The organism is Streptomyces violaceoruber (genome assembly GCF_033406955.1).
GTDB lineage: Bacteria > Actinomycetota > Actinomycetes > Streptomycetales > Streptomycetaceae > Streptomyces > Streptomyces violaceoruber.
This window is the reverse complement of record NZ_CP137734.1, coordinates 6,604,133-6,622,763: the sequence shown is the minus strand read 5'-3', so window position 1 is coordinate 6,622,763 and position 18,631 is coordinate 6,604,133. Positions and strand designations below refer to the sequence as shown.

19 protein-coding genes are annotated in these 18,631 nt (G+C 73.1%); 4 read left to right on the top strand and 15 right to left on the bottom strand.

What is annotated here, in order from left to right:
* The first annotated feature begins 300 nt into the window (after positions 1-300).
* The gene (locus tag R2E43_RS29620) at positions 301-1,098 is read left to right on the top strand and encodes a hypothetical protein (protein WP_003977068.1); all 798 of its coding nucleotides are present in this window, start codon (positions 301-303) and stop codon (positions 1,096-1,098) included.
* 73 nt (positions 1,099-1,171) lie between these two features.
* Entirely contained in the window at positions 1,172-1,465 is a 294-nt protein-coding gene (locus R2E43_RS29615; protein ID WP_003977067.1) for a hypothetical protein, read from the top strand.
* 76 nt (positions 1,466-1,541) lie between these two features.
* On the opposite strand, the gene der is transcribed toward R2E43_RS29615, so the two are convergent.
* From der to aroH, 5 genes are all read right to left on the bottom strand, one after another.
* Positions 1,542-3,020 (bottom strand): ribosome biogenesis GTPase Der, encoded by a 1,479-nt coding sequence (gene der / locus R2E43_RS29610; protein WP_003977066.1) that lies wholly within the window; start codon positions 3,018-3,020, stop codon positions 1,542-1,544.
* A 74-nt stretch (positions 3,021-3,094) separates the two neighbouring features.
* The gene (locus tag R2E43_RS29605; RefSeq protein WP_003977065.1) at positions 3,095-3,757 is read right to left on the bottom strand and encodes a lysophospholipid acyltransferase family protein; all 663 of its coding nucleotides are present in this window, start codon (positions 3,755-3,757) and stop codon (positions 3,095-3,097) included.
* Positions 3,754-4,449, bottom strand: a complete 696-nt coding sequence (gene cmk / locus R2E43_RS29600) for a (d)CMP kinase (RefSeq protein WP_011027958.1) — start codon at positions 4,447-4,449, stop codon at positions 3,754-3,756. Before cmk ends, R2E43_RS29605 begins: the two co-directional genes overlap by 4 nt.
* Positions 4,450-4,736: 287 nt before the next feature.
* Positions 4,737-5,822, bottom strand: a complete 1,086-nt coding sequence (locus tag R2E43_RS29595; RefSeq protein ID WP_003977063.1) for a prephenate dehydrogenase — start codon at positions 5,820-5,822, stop codon at positions 4,737-4,739.
* Entirely contained in the window at positions 5,819-6,181 is a 363-nt protein-coding gene (aroH, locus tag R2E43_RS29590) for a chorismate mutase (RefSeq protein WP_003977062.1), read from the bottom strand. Before aroH ends, R2E43_RS29595 begins: the two co-directional genes overlap by 4 nt.
* A gap of 161 nt (positions 6,182-6,342) precedes the next feature.
* On the opposite strand from aroH, the gene R2E43_RS29585 reads away from it, so the two are divergent.
* Together R2E43_RS29585 and R2E43_RS29580 are read left to right on the top strand one after the other, a co-directional pair.
* Positions 6,343-6,738, top strand: a complete 396-nt coding sequence (locus R2E43_RS29585) for a Rieske (2Fe-2S) protein (protein WP_011027960.1) — start codon at positions 6,343-6,345, stop codon at positions 6,736-6,738.
* A gap of 22 nt (positions 6,739-6,760) precedes the next feature.
* Positions 6,761-7,522, top strand: a complete 762-nt coding sequence (locus R2E43_RS29580; protein WP_003977060.1) for a nucleotidyltransferase domain-containing protein — start codon at positions 6,761-6,763, stop codon at positions 7,520-7,522.
* On the opposite strand, the gene R2E43_RS29575 is transcribed toward R2E43_RS29580, so the two are convergent.
* From R2E43_RS29575 to R2E43_RS29530, 10 genes are all read right to left on the bottom strand, one after another.
* Complete coding sequence (locus tag R2E43_RS29575; protein WP_003977059.1) at positions 7,448-8,200, bottom strand: nucleotidyltransferase domain-containing protein; 753 nt, start codon at positions 8,198-8,200, stop codon at positions 7,448-7,450. The genes R2E43_RS29580 and R2E43_RS29575 overlap by 75 nt on opposite strands.
* Before the next feature lie 4 nt (positions 8,201-8,204).
* Positions 8,205-9,224: an ADP-ribosylglycohydrolase family protein gene (locus R2E43_RS29570; RefSeq protein WP_093455838.1), complete on the bottom strand. Its 1,020-nt coding sequence runs from the start codon at positions 9,222-9,224 to the stop codon at positions 8,205-8,207.
* On the bottom strand, positions 9,221-9,940 hold the full coding sequence (locus R2E43_RS29565) for an NUDIX hydrolase (RefSeq protein ID WP_011027962.1): 720 nt from the start codon (positions 9,938-9,940) through the stop codon (positions 9,221-9,223). The genes R2E43_RS29570 and R2E43_RS29565 overlap by 4 nt, the downstream gene beginning before the upstream one ends.
* 94 nt (positions 9,941-10,034) lie before the next feature.
* Complete coding sequence (locus tag R2E43_RS29560; RefSeq protein ID WP_011027963.1) at positions 10,035-11,150, bottom strand: pseudouridine synthase; 1,116 nt, start codon at positions 11,148-11,150, stop codon at positions 10,035-10,037.
* Positions 11,150-11,839 carry an SMC-Scp complex subunit ScpB gene (gene scpB / locus R2E43_RS29555; protein WP_136208919.1) on the bottom strand — a complete coding sequence of 230 codons (690 nt, stop codon included), beginning with the start codon at positions 11,837-11,839 and terminating at the stop codon, positions 11,150-11,152. The genes R2E43_RS29560 and scpB overlap by 1 nt, the downstream gene beginning before the upstream one ends.
* Positions 11,836-13,143, bottom strand: coding sequence for a segregation and condensation protein A (locus tag R2E43_RS29550; RefSeq protein ID WP_168715433.1), 1,308 nt, complete (start codon positions 13,141-13,143; stop codon positions 11,836-11,838). Before R2E43_RS29550 ends, scpB begins: the two co-directional genes overlap by 4 nt.
* An 18-nt stretch (positions 13,144-13,161) precedes the next feature.
* Entirely contained in the window at positions 13,162-13,731 is a 570-nt protein-coding gene (locus R2E43_RS29545; protein WP_162495132.1) for a hypothetical protein, read from the bottom strand.
* On the bottom strand, positions 13,716-14,846 hold the full coding sequence (locus R2E43_RS29540; RefSeq protein ID WP_161270009.1) for a ParA family protein: 1,131 nt from the start codon (positions 14,844-14,846) through the stop codon (positions 13,716-13,718). The genes R2E43_RS29545 and R2E43_RS29540 overlap by 16 nt, the downstream gene beginning before the upstream one ends.
* Positions 14,847-15,233: 387 nt before the next feature.
* Positions 15,234-16,358: an alanine dehydrogenase gene (ald, locus tag R2E43_RS29535; RefSeq protein WP_030868159.1), complete on the bottom strand. Its 1,125-nt coding sequence runs from the start codon at positions 16,356-16,358 to the stop codon at positions 15,234-15,236.
* Positions 16,359-16,491: 133 nt separating this feature from the next.
* Positions 16,492-18,519, bottom strand: a complete 2,028-nt coding sequence (locus R2E43_RS29530; protein ID WP_030868162.1) for a tetratricopeptide repeat protein — start codon at positions 18,517-18,519, stop codon at positions 16,492-16,494.
* Positions 18,520-18,631 lie beyond the last annotated feature (112 nt).

The following is an 18,631-nucleotide window of genomic DNA, read 5'->3' as shown; positions in this document are numbered from 1 at the left end:
GCAGCACTCCTTTTCGGTCACCCAGTTCATTCGCTGATTTCCTGATTTGTCGACTCGCGAGCGGGACCGCCCGACCCGTTCCGGCGGCCCAATCCCGTTCTGCCGCACCCCACTTGGGCGTGCGCCGACGCGCGCGGCCCTGGGGCGATCGCGAGCGCCGCACGGTTCGATTCCGTCGGCCTTGGGGCGTGACTCCCGCCACTGATCCCCCGTTGTCCTTGCATGAGCCGGGGACCCGCCCGGACCACGGCCCGGGAGCCACCCGGTCCGGCCACGCACCGCATCCCGAGGGAGCCACCCGTGCCGCGCATGCTCGACGTCAGCGACGACGTACGCGCCGAGATCGGCGACGAAGAAGCCGACCGCCTGCTGGCCGGGGAGTCCGCCCCGGGCAGCTACGACTGCACGTCCTGCCGCACCCCGGGCGACTGCGAGCAGGAGCGCACCAGCACCGTCCTCTTCATCGGGGACGAGACCGCCGTGCTCGCGTTCGCCCACGCGGGCTGCCTGCCCTCGCAGGTCGTCAAGGTCACCGAGGAGCAGCTCCAGGGGGCGGTGCGGTCCATCAGCGCCGACCAGGCCCGCTCCGAGTCCGCTCCCGCGGCCCCCGAGAAGGCCGCGCCCGAGCAGGCCGTGCTCGGTGTGACCAGCGGGCTGATCCTGATCGCCGGGGAGCTGCACCCGGCCCTCGTGGTGGAGCCGACCGCTCCCATCGCGCGGCCCGGCACCTCCGGCGCCGGTGACGACTTCCTGCCGCTGCTGATCGAGCAGGGCTTCATGCCGGTCACCGAGCTGGCGTCCACGCCGGCCGTGCTGCACGGCTGGTCGGTCCTGCTCGCGATGGGCCAGCTGCACGCGGTGCTCCAGCCCGGGACGAACGGCGGCCGGCCGGTTGCCTGGTGGCAGGCGCACCAGCCGCTCCAGGTCACCGAGGGCTGGCGTACGGCGGCCAACAAGCACCAGCAGGTGCTGATGTTCGCCGCCCCCGTCGGGTCGATCGGCCGGCAGCCGCGCGAGGACCTGCTGCGGGACGCGCTGGACAAGGCGGCGGCGAACGGACAGCTGGTCGCGGCGGCGCTGCCGCTGGCGGGAACCTGAGCCCGTCCGGTCGGCGGCCGGACGGCCGTCACCCAGGCCGCATCCCTTCCCGCGCGGGGTCGTTTGGACATACGTGTACGCATACGACGCCTTCCACCGCCACGGCGGCCCCTCGGCCACGCCGATCTACGACGCGCTCTACGCCGAGTACGTCAGGTCCTTCCGATCGCTGCCGGGCGATCGCAGCGGTGAGGAGGAGCTGGGATTCACGGCCTTCAGGAGCATCCCGCGCGGCAGAGGCGGCTACAGCGCCTACAGCGCGGGGGCCCAGAGCGCCCGCGTCGGCCAGCAGTCGGTGTGGCAGCGCGTCGGCGGCACGCACCACGTCCCGGCGGCGCTGCCACCGGCCCCGCGGTCCGGTACCTGACCGCCGGACGAGCGACGGGTGAGGGGCGCCCCCGGCCGGGGGCGCCCCTCACCCGTCGCTCGCCTGTTCCCGCTTCCTACTTCTTCTTCGCGCCGCGCTTCTCGCGCACCCGCACCGAGATGTGGATCGGCGTCCCCTCGAAGCCGAACTCCTCGCGCAGCCGGCGTTCGATGAAGCGCCGGTAGCCCGCCTCGATGAAGCCGGAGGCGAAGAGCACGAACCGCGGGGGCTTGGTGCCCGCCTGGGTGCCGAAGAGGATCCGCGGCTGCTTGCCGCCCCGCACCGGGTGCGGGTGGGCGGCGGCCAGCTCGCCGAGGAAGGCGTTGAGCCGGCCCGTCGGGACGCGGGTCTCCCAGCCGGCCAGGGCGGTCTCGATCGCGGGGACCAGCTTCTCCATGTGCCGGCCGGTCTGCGCCGAGACGTTGACCCGCGGCGCCCACGCCACCTGGCCCAGCTCCGTCTCGATCTCCCGCTCCAGGTAGTAGCGGCGCTCCTCGTCGAGGGTGTCCCACTTGTTGTAGGCGACGACGATCGCGCGGCCCGCCTCGACGGCCATGGTGACGATCCGCTGGTCCTGGACCGAGATCGACTCGGAGGCATCGACGAGGATCACGGCGACCTCCGCCTTCTCGACGGCGGCGGCGGTGCGCAGCGAGGCGTAGTAGTCGGCGCCCTGCTGGAGGTGGACGCGCTTGCGGATGCCCGCCGTGTCGACGAACTTCCAGGTGACGCCGCCCAGCTCGATCAGCTCGTCGACCGGGTCGCGGGTGGTGCCGGCCAGTTCGTTGACGACGACGCGGTCCTCGCCCGCGACCTTGTTCAGCAGTGAGGACTTGCCGACGTTGGGGCGGCCGATCAGGGCGATGCGGCGCGGGCCGCCGACGGCGGTGCCGAAGGTCTGCGCCGGGGCCTCCGGCAGGGCCTCCAGGACCCGGTCCAGCATGTCGCCGGTGCCGCGGCCGTGCAGCGCGGAGACCGGCTGCGGCTCGCCGAGGCCCAGCGACCACAGGTAGGAGGCGTCGGCCTCGCCGCTCGGGCCGTCGACCTTGTTGGCGCACAGCACGACGGGCTTGCCGGCCTTGCGCAGCAGCCGGACGACCGCCTCGTCGGTGTCGGTGGCACCCACCTTGGCGTCCACGACGAAGACGACCGCGTCGGCGGCCTCGATGGCGTACTCGGCCTGGGCGGCCACGGAGGCGTCGATGCCGAGGACGTCCTGCTCCCAGCCGCCGGTGTCGACGACCTTGAAGCGGCGCCCGGCCCACTCGGCCTCGTAGGTGACGCGGTCGCGGGTGACGCCCGGCTTGTCCTCGACGACGGCCTCGCGGCGGCCGATGATGCGGTTCACGAGGGTCGACTTGCCGACATTGGGGCGGCCGACGACGGCGAGGACGGGCAGCGGGCCGTGCCCGGCCTCCTCGATCGCGCCCTCGACGTCCTCGATGTCGAAGCCCTCTTCGGCGGCCAGCTCCATGAACTGCGCGTACTCGGCGTCGCCGAGCGCCCCGTGGTCGTGCTCCGCGCCCGAGCCCTCGGGGTGGATGTGGTCGTTCATGAAGTCCGTACCTCGTTCATCGTGGTGATCGGTGGAACACCCCTTTACCGGGTGATCCACTACTCAAGTGTCACTCAGCGCCCGGTGAGGCGCCTGGCGTTTTCCAGGTGCGCGGTGAGCTGCTTCTGGATGCGTTCGGTGGCCTCGTCCAGGGCCTTGCGGGTGCGCCGCCCACTGCCGTCGCCCGCGTCGAAGGGGTCGCCGAAGACGACGTCCACGCGGGAGCGCAGCGGGGGCAGCGCCTTTATCAACCGTCCGGGACGGTCCGTGCTTCCCAGCACCGCCACCGGGACGATCGGCGCGCCGCTGCGCACCGCGAAGTAGGCCAGCCCGGCGCGCAGCGAGGCGAAGTCGCCCTCGCCCCGGGTGCCCTCCGGGAAGATGCCCAGGACGCCGCCGTCGGCCAGCACGCCGAGCGCCTGCCCTATGGCCGCGCGGTCGGCGGAGTGGCGGTCCACCTTCAGCTGGCCGATGCCGGTCAGGAAGCGTCCGAGCGGGCCGACGAACGCCTCCTTCTTGATCAGGAAGTGCGTCGGCCGGGGCGCGACGCCCATGACCATCGGGCCGTCGATGTTGTGCGCGTGGTTGACGGCGTAGATCACCGGACCGGTGGCGGGCACCCGCCAGGCGCCGAGCACGCGCGGCTTCCACAGCCCGTACATCAGGCCGACGCCGATGCGCCGGCCGACCTCGGCGCCCTTCTCGGAGGGGGCGGGCGCGGCGGAGGATGCGGTCACTTCCCGGCCCGCTTCTCCTCGACGAGGGTGACGACGCACTCGATGACCTGCGGCAGGCTGAGGGCGGTGGTGTCCACCTCGACCGCGTCGCCGGCCTTGGCCAGCGGGGAGGTCTTGCGGCTGGAGTCGGCGGCGTCCCGCTTGATCAGGGCCTCGCGGGTGGCGTGGACGTCGGCGCCCTTCAGCTCGCCGCTGCGGCGGGCGGCGCGGGCCTCCGCCGAGGCGGTGAGGAAGATCTTGAGGTCGGCGTCCGGCAGCACGGTGGTGCCGATGTCGCGGCCCTCGACGACGATGCCGAGCGGCGCGGCGGCGGCGATGGTGCGCTGCAGCTCGGTGATCCGGGCGCGGACCTCCGGTACGGCGCTGACCGCGCTGACCTTGGAGGTGACCTCCTGGGTGCGGATCGGTCCGGCCACGTCCACGCCGTCGACCGTGATGGTCGGGCCGGCCGGGTCGGTGCCGGAGACGATCTCGGGCTTGCCGGCCGCGGCGGCGACGGCGTGCGGGTCGTCGGTGTCGATGCCGTTGGTGACCATCCACCACGTGATCGCCCGGTACTGCGCACCGGTGTCCAGGTAGCTGAGGCCGAGCTGTGCGGCCACGGCCTTCGACGTGCTCGACTTGCCCGTGCCGGAGGGGCCGTCGATGGCGACAATCACGGCCGGGGCGGTCGGGGCGGCGCCGTTTTCCACGAGGGGACACCTTCCTGGTGCGGTGCGGTGGGTGGTGTGCGGGACGCGAGCGCGTCCCGCACAGGGCCTGTCCGATGATTCCCGTCGTCCGCCCGGAGGGCGGGCCCGGCGGCGTCTGGTGCGTGCGATCGCAAGGCGCCGGAGCGCCCTCGTGGCGGAGCCACGCGGGCGCTTCGGCAACGCGGCGAGCGTGCGTGCCAGGCGTCGCCGGGCAGGCGGGAATCATCAGACAGGCCCTAGGTTACCGGGCCGGGCAGACCCCTCCGACAGCCGTCCGCAGGCCCCGGTCACTGCCGGATCGCCCAGCCCCGTTCCTTCAGGGCCGCCGTGAGGACGGCGGCGGCCTTCGGCTCCACCATGAGCTGCACCAGACCCGCCTGCTGCCCGGTCGCGTGCTCGATCCGTACGTCCTCCACGTTGACCCCGGCCCGTCCCGCGTCCGCGAAGATGCGGGCCAGCTGACCGGGCTGGTCGTCGATGAGGACGGCCACCGTCTCGTAGGACCGCGGGGCCGACCCGTGCTTGCCGGGGACGCGGACCTGTCCGGCGTTGCCGCGCCGCAGCACCTCGGCGATGCCGGTGCCGCCCTCGCGGCGCTTGTCCTCGTCGGTGGACTGCAGGGCACGCAGGGCCCGTACCGTCTCCTCCAGGTCGGCGGCGACGTCGGTGAGCAGGTCGGCGACCGGCCCGGGGTTGGCGGAGAGGATGTCGATCCACATCCGGGGGTCGGAGGCGGCGATCCGGGTCACGTCGCGGATGCCCTGCCCGCACAGCCGTACGGCGGCCTCCTCGGCGTGCTCCAGGCGCGCGGCGACCATGCTGGAGACCAGGTGGGGCATGTGGGAGACGAGGGCCACGGCGCGGTCGTGGGCGTCGGCGTCCATCACGACGGGCACCGCGCGGCAGTGCGAGACCAGCTCCAGGGCGAGGTTCAGCACCTCGGTGTCGGTGTCCCGGGTGGGGGTCAGCACCCAGGGACGGCCCTCGAAGAGGTCGGCGGTGGCGGCCAGCGGGCCGGACTTCTCCCGTCCTGACATGGGGTGGGTGCCGATGTACGCCGAGAGGTCGAGCCCGCGCGCCTCCAGCTCCCGCCGGGGGCCGCCCTTGACGCTGGCCACGTCGATGTAGCCGCGGGCGAGGCCGCGGGCCATGGCGTCGGCGAGCACGTCGGCCACCAGGGCGGGCGGTGCGGCGACGACGGCGAGGTCGACCGGCCCGCCCGGGGCCTCGTCGGTGCCGGCGCCGAGCGCTGCGGCGGTGCGGGCCTGCTCGGGGTCGTGGTCCGCGAGGTGGACGGTGACACCGCGTTCGGTGAGGGCGAGGGCGGCGGAGGTGCCGATGAGGCCGGTGCCGATGACGAGTGCGGTTCTCACTGGGCGATGTCCTTGCGCAGGGCCGCGGCGGCGCCGAGGTAGACGTGGGCGATCCCGGTGCGGGGCCGCTCGGACTCGATGTGGGCGAGGACCCGGACGACGCGGGGCATGGCACCCTCGACGTCCAGCTCCTGGGCGCAGATCAGCGGCACGTCGGTGATGCCGAGGCCGCGGGCCGCGGCGGCCGGGAAGTCGCTGTGCAGGTCGGGGGTGGCGGTGAACCACAGGCTGATCAGGTCGTCGGCCGTGAGGCCGTTGCGCTCCATGAGGGCGGTCAGCAGGGCCGCGACCTGCTCGCCCATGTGCCCCGCCTCGTCCCGCTCCAGTTGGACGGCGCCCCGGACCGCTCGTACCGCCACGGCGATGCTCCTTGCTGATGTGGCCGACGTTGCTGATGTTGCCGACGTGTGTACCGGTTCTTGGTCCGTCCAGCCTAGTCAGCCCGCCGCGTACCGGCCCGCGGCGCCCGTCTCCTGAAACGCTGGCGGCGGCCCCGACCTCCCTCCCCCGGAGTTGCGACATGACCCAGACCCCGGCCCGCCGCACGGTCCTCCTCTGCACGGGCGCGGGCGCGGCCGCGCTCTGCGTGGGCTGCGGCGGGGGCGGCGACTCCTCGGGCGCCTCGCCGGGGCAGGAGCTGGTGCGGACGGGCGACGTCCCGGTCGCCGGCGGCAAGATCCTCACCGACGAGAAGATCGTGGTGACCCAGCCGCGGCAGGGCGAGTTCAAGGCGTTCTCGGCGGTCTGCACCCACCAGGGCTGCATCGTGTCGGACGTGCGGGACGGCACCATCGACTGCGCCTGCCACGGCAGCAGGTTCGCCGTCGCCGACGGCTCGGTGGTGCGGGGTCCGGCGACGGAGCCGCTGCCCGGGAAGCGGATCACGGTGGAGGGAAATTCGGTCCGCCTGGCGTGAGCGGCCCGCGTACGCTCCCGCCATGCGCCCCGAAGCCCCCGGCAGCCACGAGTTGCTGGTCCGCGACCACACGGTCTACGCCTGTGTCATGGGTTCGCGCGCCTTCGGTCTGGCGACGGAGGACAGCGACACGGACCGCCGGGGCGTCTTCCTCGCACCGACCGCCCTGTTCTGGCGCTTCGACAAGCCGCCGACGCACGTGGAGGGCCCCGGGGAGGAGCAGTTCAGCTGGGAGCTGGAGCGCTTCTGCGAGCTGGCCCTGCGCGCGAACCCGAACATCCTGGAGTGCCTGCACTCCCCGCTCGTGGAGTCGGTGGACGACACGGGCCGCGAACTGCTCGCCCTGCGCGAGGCGTTCCTCTCCCGCCGGGTTCACGAGACCTTCACCCGTTACGCGCACGGCCAGCGCCGCAAGCTCGACGCCGACGTGCGCACCCACGGCGCCCCGCGCTGGAAGCACGCGATGCACCTGCTGCGGCTGCTGATCAGCGCCCGCGACCTGCTGCGCACCGGCGTCCTGACGATCGACGTCGGCGCGGCGCGGGAGTCCCTGCTCGCCGTGAGGCGCGGCGAGGTGCCGTGGCCCGAGGTGGAGGCGCGGATGACACGTCTGGCGCGGGAGGGCGAGGAGGCCGCCGCGCGCAGCCCGCTGCCCGGGGAGCCGGACCGGCGCCGCGTGGAGGACTTCCTGGTCCGCACCCGCCGCGCCTCAGCGCTCCAGCCGGGTCCGTACGACGAAGTCGTGCAGGGCGTCGTACGCGGTCGGGGCGTCGGGGAGCACTGACGCGGCCTGCGCCTCGTCCAGCACGGTGTGCAGCCGCTCCACGTCGGCCCGCACGCGCGCGTGGTCGACACCGGCGTCCCCGTGCTCCCGCTCGGCCTTGGCGGCGACCAGCTCGGGCAGGTACACCGGGGCGGCATCGACCTCCTCGACCAGGGTCGGCAGATGGGGCTGCACCTCGCCGGTGCGCATCAGGTGAACGCCGGTGAGCAGCACCCGGAAGGTGTACAGCAGCGGCTTCAGCTCGCCGGTCCTCTCGAACAGGCGCCACTGGGTCTGCGCGAATCCCCGGTAGTGGTGGGCGTGGTGGGCGGTGAGGACTCCCGGGGCGTGTCCGGCCAGTTCCCGGTGCGCCTCGGTGGTGTGCACGACCAGCGGCGACAGCAGCTGCTCCAGCACGTAGCCGTTGCGGCGCAGCATCAGGCGTACGAACTTGCGCAGGTCGTGCGTGACCAGGTCCATCTCGACGCCGTCCCGGTCCCACATCCGCGACCTGGTCTCCTCCGGCTCGCGCAGCCCGACCAGGTCGGCGGCGGGCAGCAGGTGCGCGCCGCGCAGGTCCACGTCGGAGTCGCGCGAGGGGAAGCCGTAGAGGTGGGCGCCGGAGACGGTGGCGAACAGCACCGGGAAGGGCTGCTCGGCCACCACCGGGGCCAGGTCGATGTCCAGGGCGTCGATCATGGGCTCAAGCGTCCCAGAGCGCTCCGAGGGCCAGCAGGTCGCCCCGGTACTCGATGCGGTCCGACCAGTCGGCCGGCCAGGCGTCGGCTCCCAGGTGTGCGCCCGCGAAGGCGCCCGCGAGGCAGGCGATGGAGTCGGAGTCGCCGGAGGTGCACGCGCCGCGCCGCAGGGCGGTGAGCGGCTCGTCGACGAAGAGCAGGAAGCAGAGCAGCCCGGCCGCCATGGCCTCCTCGGCGATCCAGCCCTCGCCCACGGCCAGGCACGGGTCGGTCTCCGGCGAGACGGTGCGCACCGCCTCCTGGAGCCGGTCGAGGATCGCCAGGCACTCGTCCCAGCCGCGCGCGATGAAGTGCTCGGGCGTCGGGTCCTGGGCGCGGCTCCACAGGTCGCCGAGCCAGCGCTCGTGGTAGCGGGTGCGGTTGTCGTAGGCGTACGAGCGCAGCAGCCCGACCAGGCCGGTCGGCTCGGCGCCCTCGGCGAGCAGCCGTACGGCGTGCGCGGTGAGGTCGGAGGCGGCGAGCGCGGTGGGGTGGCCGTGGGTGAGCGCGGACTGCAACTGGGCGGCGCCCGCGCGCTGTTCGTCGCTCAGGCCGGGGACGAGGCCGACCGGTGCGACGCGCATGTTGGCGCCGCAGCCCTTGGAGTGGATCTGGCTGGCGTCCTGCCAGGGACGGTCCGGGGCCTTGAGCAGGTTGCAGGCCTTGAGGCAGGTGTTGCCCGGCGCGCGGTTGTTCTCCGGCGACTGGTACCAGTCGACGAACTCCTCGCGCACCGGCCGTTCCATGCGCTTCGGTCCGAGCAGCCCCCGGTCCATGGCCGTCCGCAGCCCCTTGCCCAGCGCCAGCGTCATCTGGGTGTCGTCGGTGACGATCGCGGGCCTGGGCAGTGCCATCTCCCGCCAGGGCCCGCACTTGGCGAGGATCGCCGGGACGTCGTTGAACTCGGTGGGGAAGCCGAGCGCGTCGCCGAGGGCGAGGCCGGTGAGCGCTCCGGTGGCGGGGCGCTTGGTGCCGGTGGTGGTCATGCGGGGCGTCCTTCCCGAGGGGTGCGCAGCAGCGGCGGGTGCAGGGTGGTGGCCGGTCCCGCGCGGTACACGGCGGCGGGTTTGCCGCGGCCTCCGGTCAGGCGGGCGGCACCGGGGACGGGCTCGACGAAGCCGGGGGTGGCGAGGACCTTGCGGCGGAAGTTGGGCCGGTCCAGGGCCGTGCCCCACACCGTCTCGTAGACCTGCTGCAACTCGCCGAGGGTGAACTCGGCCGGGCAGAAGGCGGTGGCCAGGCAGGTGTACTCCAGCTTGGCGCCGACCCGGTCCCGGGCGTCGGCCAGGATCCGGTCGTGGTCGAAGGCGAGGCCCTGGGCCTTGTCGTACGGCACCCAGCGGGCCTCGGCCGCGTCGCCGCCGCCGTGCGGTTCGGGAGGGTCCGGGAGCAGCGCGGCGAAGGCCACGGACACGACCCGCATGCGGGGGTCGCGGCCGGGTTCGCTGTAGGTCCGCAGCTGCTCCAGGTGCAGCCCGGTCACGTCCGCCAGGCCGGTCTCCTCGGCCAGCTCGCGCCGGGCCGCCTCCTCCGCCGACTCCGCGGGCAGCAGGAAGCCCCCGGGCAGTGCCCAGCGGCCCGCGTACGGCTCCTGCCCCCGCTCGACGAGCAGCGCGTGCAGCGCGCCCGCGCGGAGCGTGAGGACGGCGAGGTCGACGGTGACGGCGAAGGGTTCGAAAGCGTGCTTGTCGTAGCCGTGCACGACCGGCCACCCCCTTTAATAGTCACTGCGACTATAAAAGGAGGTGGCCGGTCGGCACAAGCCTCGTCGGGGCAGGGGTTGCCCAGAGGCCGGTCTAGAGGTCGACCTCCTGCATCAGCATTCCGACCTCCGTGTTGGACAGGCGGCGCAGCCAGCCCGACTTCTGGTCGCCCAGGGTGATCGGGCCGAAGGCGGTGCGCACCAGGTTGTCGACGGGGAAGCCCGCCTCCGCCAGCATCCGGCGGACGATGTGCTTGCGGCCCTCGTGCAGCGTGACCTCGACCAGGTAGTTCTTGCCGGTCTGCTCGACGACCCGGAAGTGGTCCGCGCGCGCGTACCCGTCCTCCAGCTGGATGCCGTCCTTGAGGCGCTTGCCGAGGTCGCGCGGGATCGGGCCCACGATGTGCGCGAGGTAGGTCTTCTTGACGCCGTACCGGGGGTGGGTCAGGCGGTGGGCCAGCTCACCGTGGTTGGTGAGCAGGATGACGCCCTCGGTCTCGGTGTCGAGCCGGCCCACGTGGAAGAGGCGGGTCTCACGGTTGGTGACGTAGTCGCCGAGGCACTGGCGGCCCTCCGGGTCCTCCATGGTGGAGACGACACCGGCCGGCTTGTTGAGCGAGAAGAACTGGTACGACTGCGTGGCGACGGTCAGGCCGTCGACCTTGACCTCGTCCTTCTCCGGGTCGACGCGGCGGCCCTGCTCCAAAACGATCTCGCCGTTGATCTCGACCCTGGCCTGCTCGATCAGCTCCTCGCAGGCGCGCCGGGAGCCGTAGCCCGCGCGCGCGAGGACCTTCTGCAGCCGCTCGCCCTCCTGCTCGGCGCCGGGGAAGGTCTTGGGCAGCTTGACGTCCTTCTTGCCCGCGTAGCGCTCCCGGTTGCGCTCCTCGGCCCGCGTCTCGTACTCGCGGGACGTGGCGGGCGCGCTGCGGCCGCGCTGCTGGGGCCGCTTCGGGCCGCCCTTGGCGCCGCCGCGGGCCGAGGGGCCGCGGCCCGACTTGGGGCCGTCCTGGGTGGCGCCGGGGCCCACGTCGTAGCGCCGCTCCTCCGGGCGCGGCTTCTTGGGACGGCCGCCCTGCTTGTCGTCGCGGTTGTTGCCGGCGCCGCGGTGGTTGCCGCGGCCCCCGCTGCTCCCGCCGCGGCCGCCGCTGTTGCCACCACGGCTCCCGCCGTTGTTTCCGCTGCTGTTCCTGCCGCTGCTGCTTCGCATCAAAATTCCGTCTTGTCGTCTGCGTCCCCGGCATCCGGGGCGTCCGGATCGAACGACGGGACCCCTTCCAGTGTGTCGGCCTCGATCGCCTCCGCCTCCGGGAGGAAGGGCGCGAGTTCGGGGAGCTCGTCCAGGCCGCGCAGGCCCATCCGCTCCAGGAAGTAGTTCGTCGTCACGTACAGGATCGCACCTGTTTCGGGTTCCGTGCCCGCCTCCTCGACCAGACCCCGCTGGAGGAGGGTGCGCATCACGCCGTCGCAGTTCACTCCGCGCACCGCGGAGACGCGGCCGCGGCTGACCGGCTGGCGGTAGGCGACCACGGCCAGGGTCTCCAGGGCGGCCTGGGTGAGCCGGGCGTGCTGGCCGTCCAGGACGAAGCCCTCGACGGCCGCGGCGTACTCGGGGCGGCTGTAGAAGCGCCAGCCGCCCGCGATCAGACGCAGCTCGAAGCCGCGGCCCTGGACGGCGTACTCGTCGGCCAGCTCGCGCAGGGCGTCCGCGATCCGCCGCCGGGGCCGCTGCAGTATCTTCGCCAGCCGCTCCTCGGTCGCGGGCTCGTCGACGACCATGAGGACGGCCTCCAGGGCGGGCTTGAGGTCGAGGGCCGCGACCCCGTCCGGCCCGCCCTCGGCCTCCGTGGCCTCCGTGGCCTCCTCGGCCTCCTCGGCCTCCGTGATCCGCTCACTCACGCCTTCCGCTCCTCCTTCGGCACCTCGGGCGGCCGGTCGAACTCGTCGGTCACCGACGGCTGCGCCTCCCCGTCGCCGCCCGTCCAGCGGACCAGGAGGTCGCCGAGCGCGGTTTCCTGGTCCAGCTCGACGGCCTTCTCCCGGTACAGCTCCAGCAGGGCCAGGAAGCGGGCGACGACGGTCAGCGTGTCCTCGGTGTCCTGGACCAGTACGCGGAAGCTGGCCTCGCCCAGCTCCTTCAGTCGGGCGACGACGATCCCGGCCTGCTCCTGCACGCTGACCAGGGGCGCGTGGATGTGCTCGACGTACACCTGCGGCCTGGGCTTCGGCTGCATCGCCTTCACGGCGAGCTTGGCGAAGCCCTCGGGGCCGATGCTGATGACGACCTCGGGCAGCAGCTCGGCGTGGTGGGGCTCCAGGCCGACGGTACGGGGGTGGCGGCGGGCCTCGGCCTCAAGCCGGTCGTTGAAGATCTCCGCGATCTGCTTGTACGCGCGGTACTGGAGCAGGCGGGCGAAGAGCAGGTCGCGAGCCTCCAGCAGGGCCAGGTCGGCCTCGTCCTCGACCTCGGCGGCGGGCAGCAGCCGGGCCGCCTTGAGGTCGAGCAGCGTGGCCGCGACCACCAGGAACTCGGTGGTCTGGTCGAGGTCCCAGTCCGGCCCCATCGCCCGGATGTGCGCCATGAACTCGTCGGTCACCTTCGACAGCGCGACCTCGGTGACGTCCAGCTTGTGCTTGGAGATCAACTGGAGGAGCAGGTCGAACGGCCCCTCGAAGTTGGCGAGCCGCACCTTGAAGACACCGTCGTCCGGGTCGTCGGAGGTCTCCTCCGAGGTCCGGGGAGCCTGTTCCGGCGCAGGGGGCGGATCCAGGGCGGGAACGGCGCCGGGCGGGCCGTCCGCCCCTGCCCGCCGGTCGGCAGGCGCGGCGGTCTGCCGGCCGGGTGCGAGCGGGACGCGCCCGGTCGCCGCCGCCGTCTCCGGCGCCCTTCCCGCGTCCGTCGGCTCCACCTCCGCGCGCACGGCGGGGCCCGCGGGGTCCGGCTCCGTTCCGGGGGCGTACTCCTCCGTGTCCGGCGCCGCCGTCTCCCGGACCCGCGCCGGGTCTCCGGGGTCGGCGGGCGCCGGTCCGGTCCGGAGTTCCTCTTCGGTGGCCGCCGCTCCCATGGTCCCGGGCACGCCGTCACCGGAAGGCGTCTCGTCGGGGAGCGGCGCGGCCGCCGGCGCCTCCGGTCCCCTGCCCAGCGCACGCCGGCGGCCGGGGCGCGGGCCGCGGGCGGGGCGGGGGGCGTCGTTCGAGGTCATGGCCCCCGCAGGCTACCGCTACCGCCCGCGCAGCCGTCGTACGAGGATGCTGGCGTCCCCGCGGGTCTCCAGGTCGGCCAGGACCACGGCGACCGCCTCGCGGACGATGCGGCCGCGGTCGACGGCCAGGCCGTGCTCGCCCCGGAGCACCAGGCGGGCGTGCTCCAGGTCCATCAGCTCCTCGGCGGAGACGTACACGGTGATCTTCTCGTCGTGGCGCTCACGGCCGCTGGGACGGCGCGAGGGCGATCGTCCCCGCTTGCGCGGCCGGTCGGCGGCAGAACCTTCCTGCGCGCCCGCACCCGGCCCGGAGCCCCGCGCGGAGCGCTCCGTGCCCCGGGTGCGCGACTCGCCCGCCGAGCCCGGTTCCGCGTCCGCCGCGGCGTGCTCCGCGCCCTCTCCGTCCCCGCCCTGCGCGGGCACCGACTGCGGTGCGTCCTCGGCGGCGGCCTGGTCGCTCTCCCCCGCCGGGGCCGGCACCCGGGCCTCGCCGCCCGCCGGTCGCCGCGGGGTGGACGCCTGGAGCGCCGTTCCCCCTGTCGTACGGAAGAGTTCGTCGGCCCCCGGCAGACTCACTCGGCGTGACACCGGGCGAGCACCTCCCTGGCGAGCTGGCGGTAGGCGGCGGCACCGACGGAGTTGGACGCGTACGTGGTGATCGGCTCGCCGGCGACCGTGGTCTCCGGGAAGCGGACCGTGCGCCCGATGACCGTGTGGTAGACGTGGTCGTCGAACGCCTCGACGACCCGCGCGAGCACCTCACGGCTGTGCACGGTGCGCGAGTCGTACATCGTGGCGAGGATGCCGTCGAGCTCCAGGTCGGGGTTGAGCCGCTCCTGGACCTTCTCGATCGTCTCGGTCAGCAGCGCCACACCGCGCAGCGCGAAGAACTCACACTCCAGCGGCACGATCACCTTGTGCGCGGCGGTCAGCGCGTTGACCGTGAGCAGGCCGAGCGAGGGCTGGCAGTCGATCACGATGTAGTCGTAGTCGTCCATCAGCGGCTTCAGGGCCCGCTGGAGGGTGGACTCGCGCGCGACCTCGCTCACCAGCTGCACCTCGGCCGCCGACAGGTCGATGTTGCTGGGCAGCAGGTCCATGTTGGGGACCGCGGTCTTCAGCAGCACCTCGTCGGCCGCCATGCCCCGCTCCATGAGCAGGTTGTAGACGGTGAGGTCGAGCTCCATCGGGTTGACGCCGAGTCCGACCGACAGCGCGCCCTGCGGGTCGAAGTCGACGAGCAGCACCCGGCGCCCGTACTCGGCGAGCGCGGCACCCAGGTTGATGGTCGACGTGGTCTTGCCCACGCCGCCCTTCTGGTTGCACATCGCGATGATCTTGGCGGGGCCGTGATCGGTGAGCGGGCCCGGGATCGGGAAGTACGGCAGCGGGCGTCCGGTCGGGCCGATGCGCTCACGGCGCTGTCGGGCCGCGTCGGGCGCGAGCGTGGCGGCGTACTCGGGATCCGGCTCGTACTCCGCGTCCGGGTCGTAGAAATGCCCCTCGGGCAGTTCGTCGTAGTCGGCGAAGTGGTTGCGGGGCGCGCCACTTCCGTCGCCGGCCATGGCGTTCACGTGTTGGCCATCCATACTCATGTGTGCTGTCCGAGTTGCCTGCGGACTGTGGTGGTCGGCTGCGGAGGTGCGTACAGCTACGGAGCCGACAGCCTCGAGACGCCCGGGACCGTGGGTCCGCGTCGGCATTCCTGGTTGACCACCCCCGGGAGTAAATGTCGACTCATTCACAAGTCGTCTTACCTCCTTGGTGACCAGGGAACTTCTAGACAGGTCAGCGTGGCACCATGCCGACGTTCGGCGACTCTATGGCGTGTCGGCCGTCCGCAGCAACACAATCCGCCGGACCCGGCCCGATGTGTCGGCAATGAAACATCCCTCTGTCAAGGGCGTACGGCCGTCGCACAGCAGGTTTCACCGGTGCGCGAATCGGTTGAAGCGTTACGTTCGAGGCGAGTTGACCGAGAATCGCAAAGTGACCATACACACACCCGGCCGGACCTTGTCGGGCAAGGTCCGGCCGGGTGTGTGGCGTTGACGGTGTCTGTTGACGTATCGCCTTTACCGCTTGACGACTTAGGCGAGCAGCGAGGCGAGCTCCACGTGCTCCAGACCGTGTGCCTCGGCGACCTCCCGGTAAACGACCTTGCCGTCATGGGTGTTGAGACCCTTGGCCAGCGCGGGGTCGCGGCGCAGCGCCTCGGCCCAGCCGCGGTCGGCCAGCTCCACGATGTACGGCAGCGTGGCGTTGGTCAGCGCGTAGGTGGAGGTGTTGGGCACCGCGCCGGGCATGTTGGCGACGCAGTAGAAGACCGAGTTGTGGACCGGGAAGGTCGGCTCGGCGTGGGTGGTCGGGTGGGAGTCCTCGAAGCAGCCGCCCTGGTCGATCGCGATGTCGACAAGGACACTTCCGGGCTTCATTCGGGACACCAGCTCGTTGGTGACCAGCTTCGGCGCCTTGGCGCCCGGGATGAGCACGGCGCCGATCACGAGGTCGGCCTCCAGGCATGCCTTCTCCAGCTCGAAGGCGTTGGAGACGACGGTCTGGATCTTCGTGCCGAAGATCTTGTCGGCTTCCCTGAGCTTGGTGATGTCCTTGTCGAGCAGGGTGACGTGGAAGCCCAGGCCGATGGCGATCTGCGCCGCGTTCCAGCCGGAGACACCGCCGCCGATGACGACGGCGCGGCCCGCGAGCACACCGGGGACACCGCCGGGCAGCACACCGCGACCGCCGTTGGCGGCCATCAGGTGGTAGGCGCCGACCTGGGGGGCGAGGCGGCCCGCGACCTCGGACATCGGGGCCAGCAGCGGCAGCGCGCGGCTGGGCAGCTCGACCGTCTCGTAGGCGATGGCGGTGGTGCGGGACTCGATGAGCGCGTCCGTGCACTCCTTGGAGGCGGCCAGGTGCAGGTAGGTGAAGAGCGTCTGGTCCTTGCGCAGGCGGTGGTACTCCTCCGCGATCGGCTCCTTGACCTTCAGGAGCAGGTCCGCGGTGGCCCAGACCTCGTCGGCGGTGTCGAGGATCCGCGCACCGGCCGTGACGTACTCCTCGTCGGGGATCGAGGAGCCGACGCCGGCGTTGCGCTCGACGACGACCTGGTGACCGTGGCGCACCAGCTCGTGCACGCCGGCGGGGGTGATGGCCACCCGGAACTCGTTGTTCTTGACCTCGCGGGGGATGCCGACCTTCACGTGGATCACGGTCCTTGGCTCAGAGGATGGGCTATTACAAGGCATACCCGCTCAAGCGCGGGCACACCGGGAGAGACCGCAGGAGAACGTGCGGCAGAGCCAGTTTAATGAAGGTGTTCTGTCTGTCTAGCCTTTCAAAGCACTAATCTTCAGACACTGTGCTGCGGATTTCGCAGGCGTCCGCAGGATCTTCCCTCAACATCCGTTCGGCCGCGCTCCGCTCCAGGCCCGCCGCGGTGGGGTCGCCGAGCCGGTCGAGCGTGTCGGCGAGCCGCAGGTGCAGCGCGGCCTGGAGCCGTACGTCCTCGGCCCGGCGGGCCCAGTCGACGGCCTCCCGGCAGGTGCGCAGCGACTCCTCGGGCCGCCCGGCGTACTCCTGGACGCGGGCCAGCTCGGCCAGCGCCCGCGCGTGCGCGGCCACGTCGCCGGCCTTGCGGTGTCCGGAGACGGCCGCGCGCCAGGCCCGTACCGCCTCGCCGTAGCGTCCGGCGTAGGTGTGGGCGGTGGCGAGACGGCCGTAGACCCGGGCGGCGTCGGCGCGCTCGTCCCGGGCGAGGCGCTCGGCGAGGGCCCGGCCGAACCAGTCGGCGGCCCGGTCGTAGTCCCCCAGCTCCAGATGGGCGCCGCCGACGGATTCCAGCGCGCGGCCGGTCGCGTACGGGTCCTTCGCCTCCCGTCCGGCGTCCAGCGCGGCCCGGTAGCGCACCAGTGCCTCGGCGGTACGGCCGGTGCGGGCGTCCAGGTCGGCCAGGTTCAGCAGGGCCGCCGCCCTCTCCCGGGGCAGTTCGCGGCGCTCGGCCACGTCGAGGACGAGCCGGTGGATCCCGTACAGGTCGGGGGCCGCGGCCCGGGTGCCGAAGTGGGCGACCATGGCCCGCACCAGCTGGGACATGAGCCTGCGGGCGAGGGTGTCCAGCTCGCCGTCGGCGACCGCGAGGCGGGCCGCCGCCAGCAGGGCGGGGCGCCGGGCGCGCAGCCAGTCGGCGGCGGCCCTCGGGTGCGGGAAGCGCAGGTCGCGGGGCGTGGCGAGGAGCTTTTCCCGGGCCTGCGGGCTGTCGGTCTCGGTGACCGCCCGGCAGGACTGGAGCAGCCGCACCGTCCGCTCCAGCATGCGGGCGCGGGCCAGCTGCAGCTCGGCGGGCCGGTCGTGCTTGCGGGCCAGGGCGCCGAGCCGGCCGTGCAGGCATCCGGGGACCTCGTACTCGGGCAGCGCCGAGTCGACGGCGCGCAGCAGGCCGTGGGCGACGAAGTCGTCCAGGGTGGTGCGGGCGCCGCTCACCGAGCAGCCGGCGAGCGCGGAGGCGGTGTGCGGGTCGACCAGGCCCGCCGGGGCGAGGGAGAGCAGCCTGAGCATGCGGGCGGCGGTGCCGGGCAGGGAGGCGTAGACGAGGCCGAAGACACGGCCGAGCGCGCCCGTCTCGTCGCTCTCCGCGTGCACGTGCTTGGCGAGGTCCGCGACGGCCGCCTGGGGCCGGGCCGCGAGCCAGCCGCCGGCCAGGGTCAGCGCGGCGGGCTGGGCCTGGCACAGCTCGACCAGCTGTTCGGCGGCCCGGGGGTCGACGGTGATGCGGACCGAGCCGGTGTGGCGGGAGAGCAGTTCCACGGCCGACTTGGTGTCCAGGCCGCCCAGCGTGCACGGGCGGACGTCCGCGATGCCGGTCAGCGGGCCCTCGGCCACGGCGACGGCCAGGCAGTCCGGGGTGTCCGGCAGCAGCGCGTCGACCTGCTCGGCGTCGGCGACCGCGTCGAGCAGGAGCAGCGCCCTGCGGTCGGCGAGCGCGGTGCGCAGAGCCTCGGTGAGGTCGTCCTCGTCGGCCCCGGGCGGCGCGGTGCGCTCCAGTGCGGTGAGCAGTTCCCGGGCGAGGCGTTCGACGGGGACGCGGGTGCCGTCCGGCTCGCTCAGCCGGGCCCGCAGCACGCCGTCGGGGTAGTCGTGCGCGACCCGCGCGGCCAGCTCCTCGGCGAGCGCGGTGCGGCCCGAGCCGGGACGGCCTGCGATGAGCAGCACGCGCGCGCGAGGGGCCTTGCGGCCGGAGAGGGTGTCGAGGCCGGCGCGCTCGATGTCGGCGCGCAGCTCCTTCAGCTCCCGGGTGCGGCCCAGGAACCCGCTCTCCGCGTCAGGGTCCTGGGACAGTCGTACGCCGTCCGTGTCCACCGCCTGATCCGTCACGGGCCACACTCCCGATCCCACCGCACGCCGGTGCCCGCCGGAAGCCCGGTTCGGGCGTTTGAGAGCCTAGTTCACGCTCTGCGACGTTCCCGGTGGAGCGCGGCGGGCACAT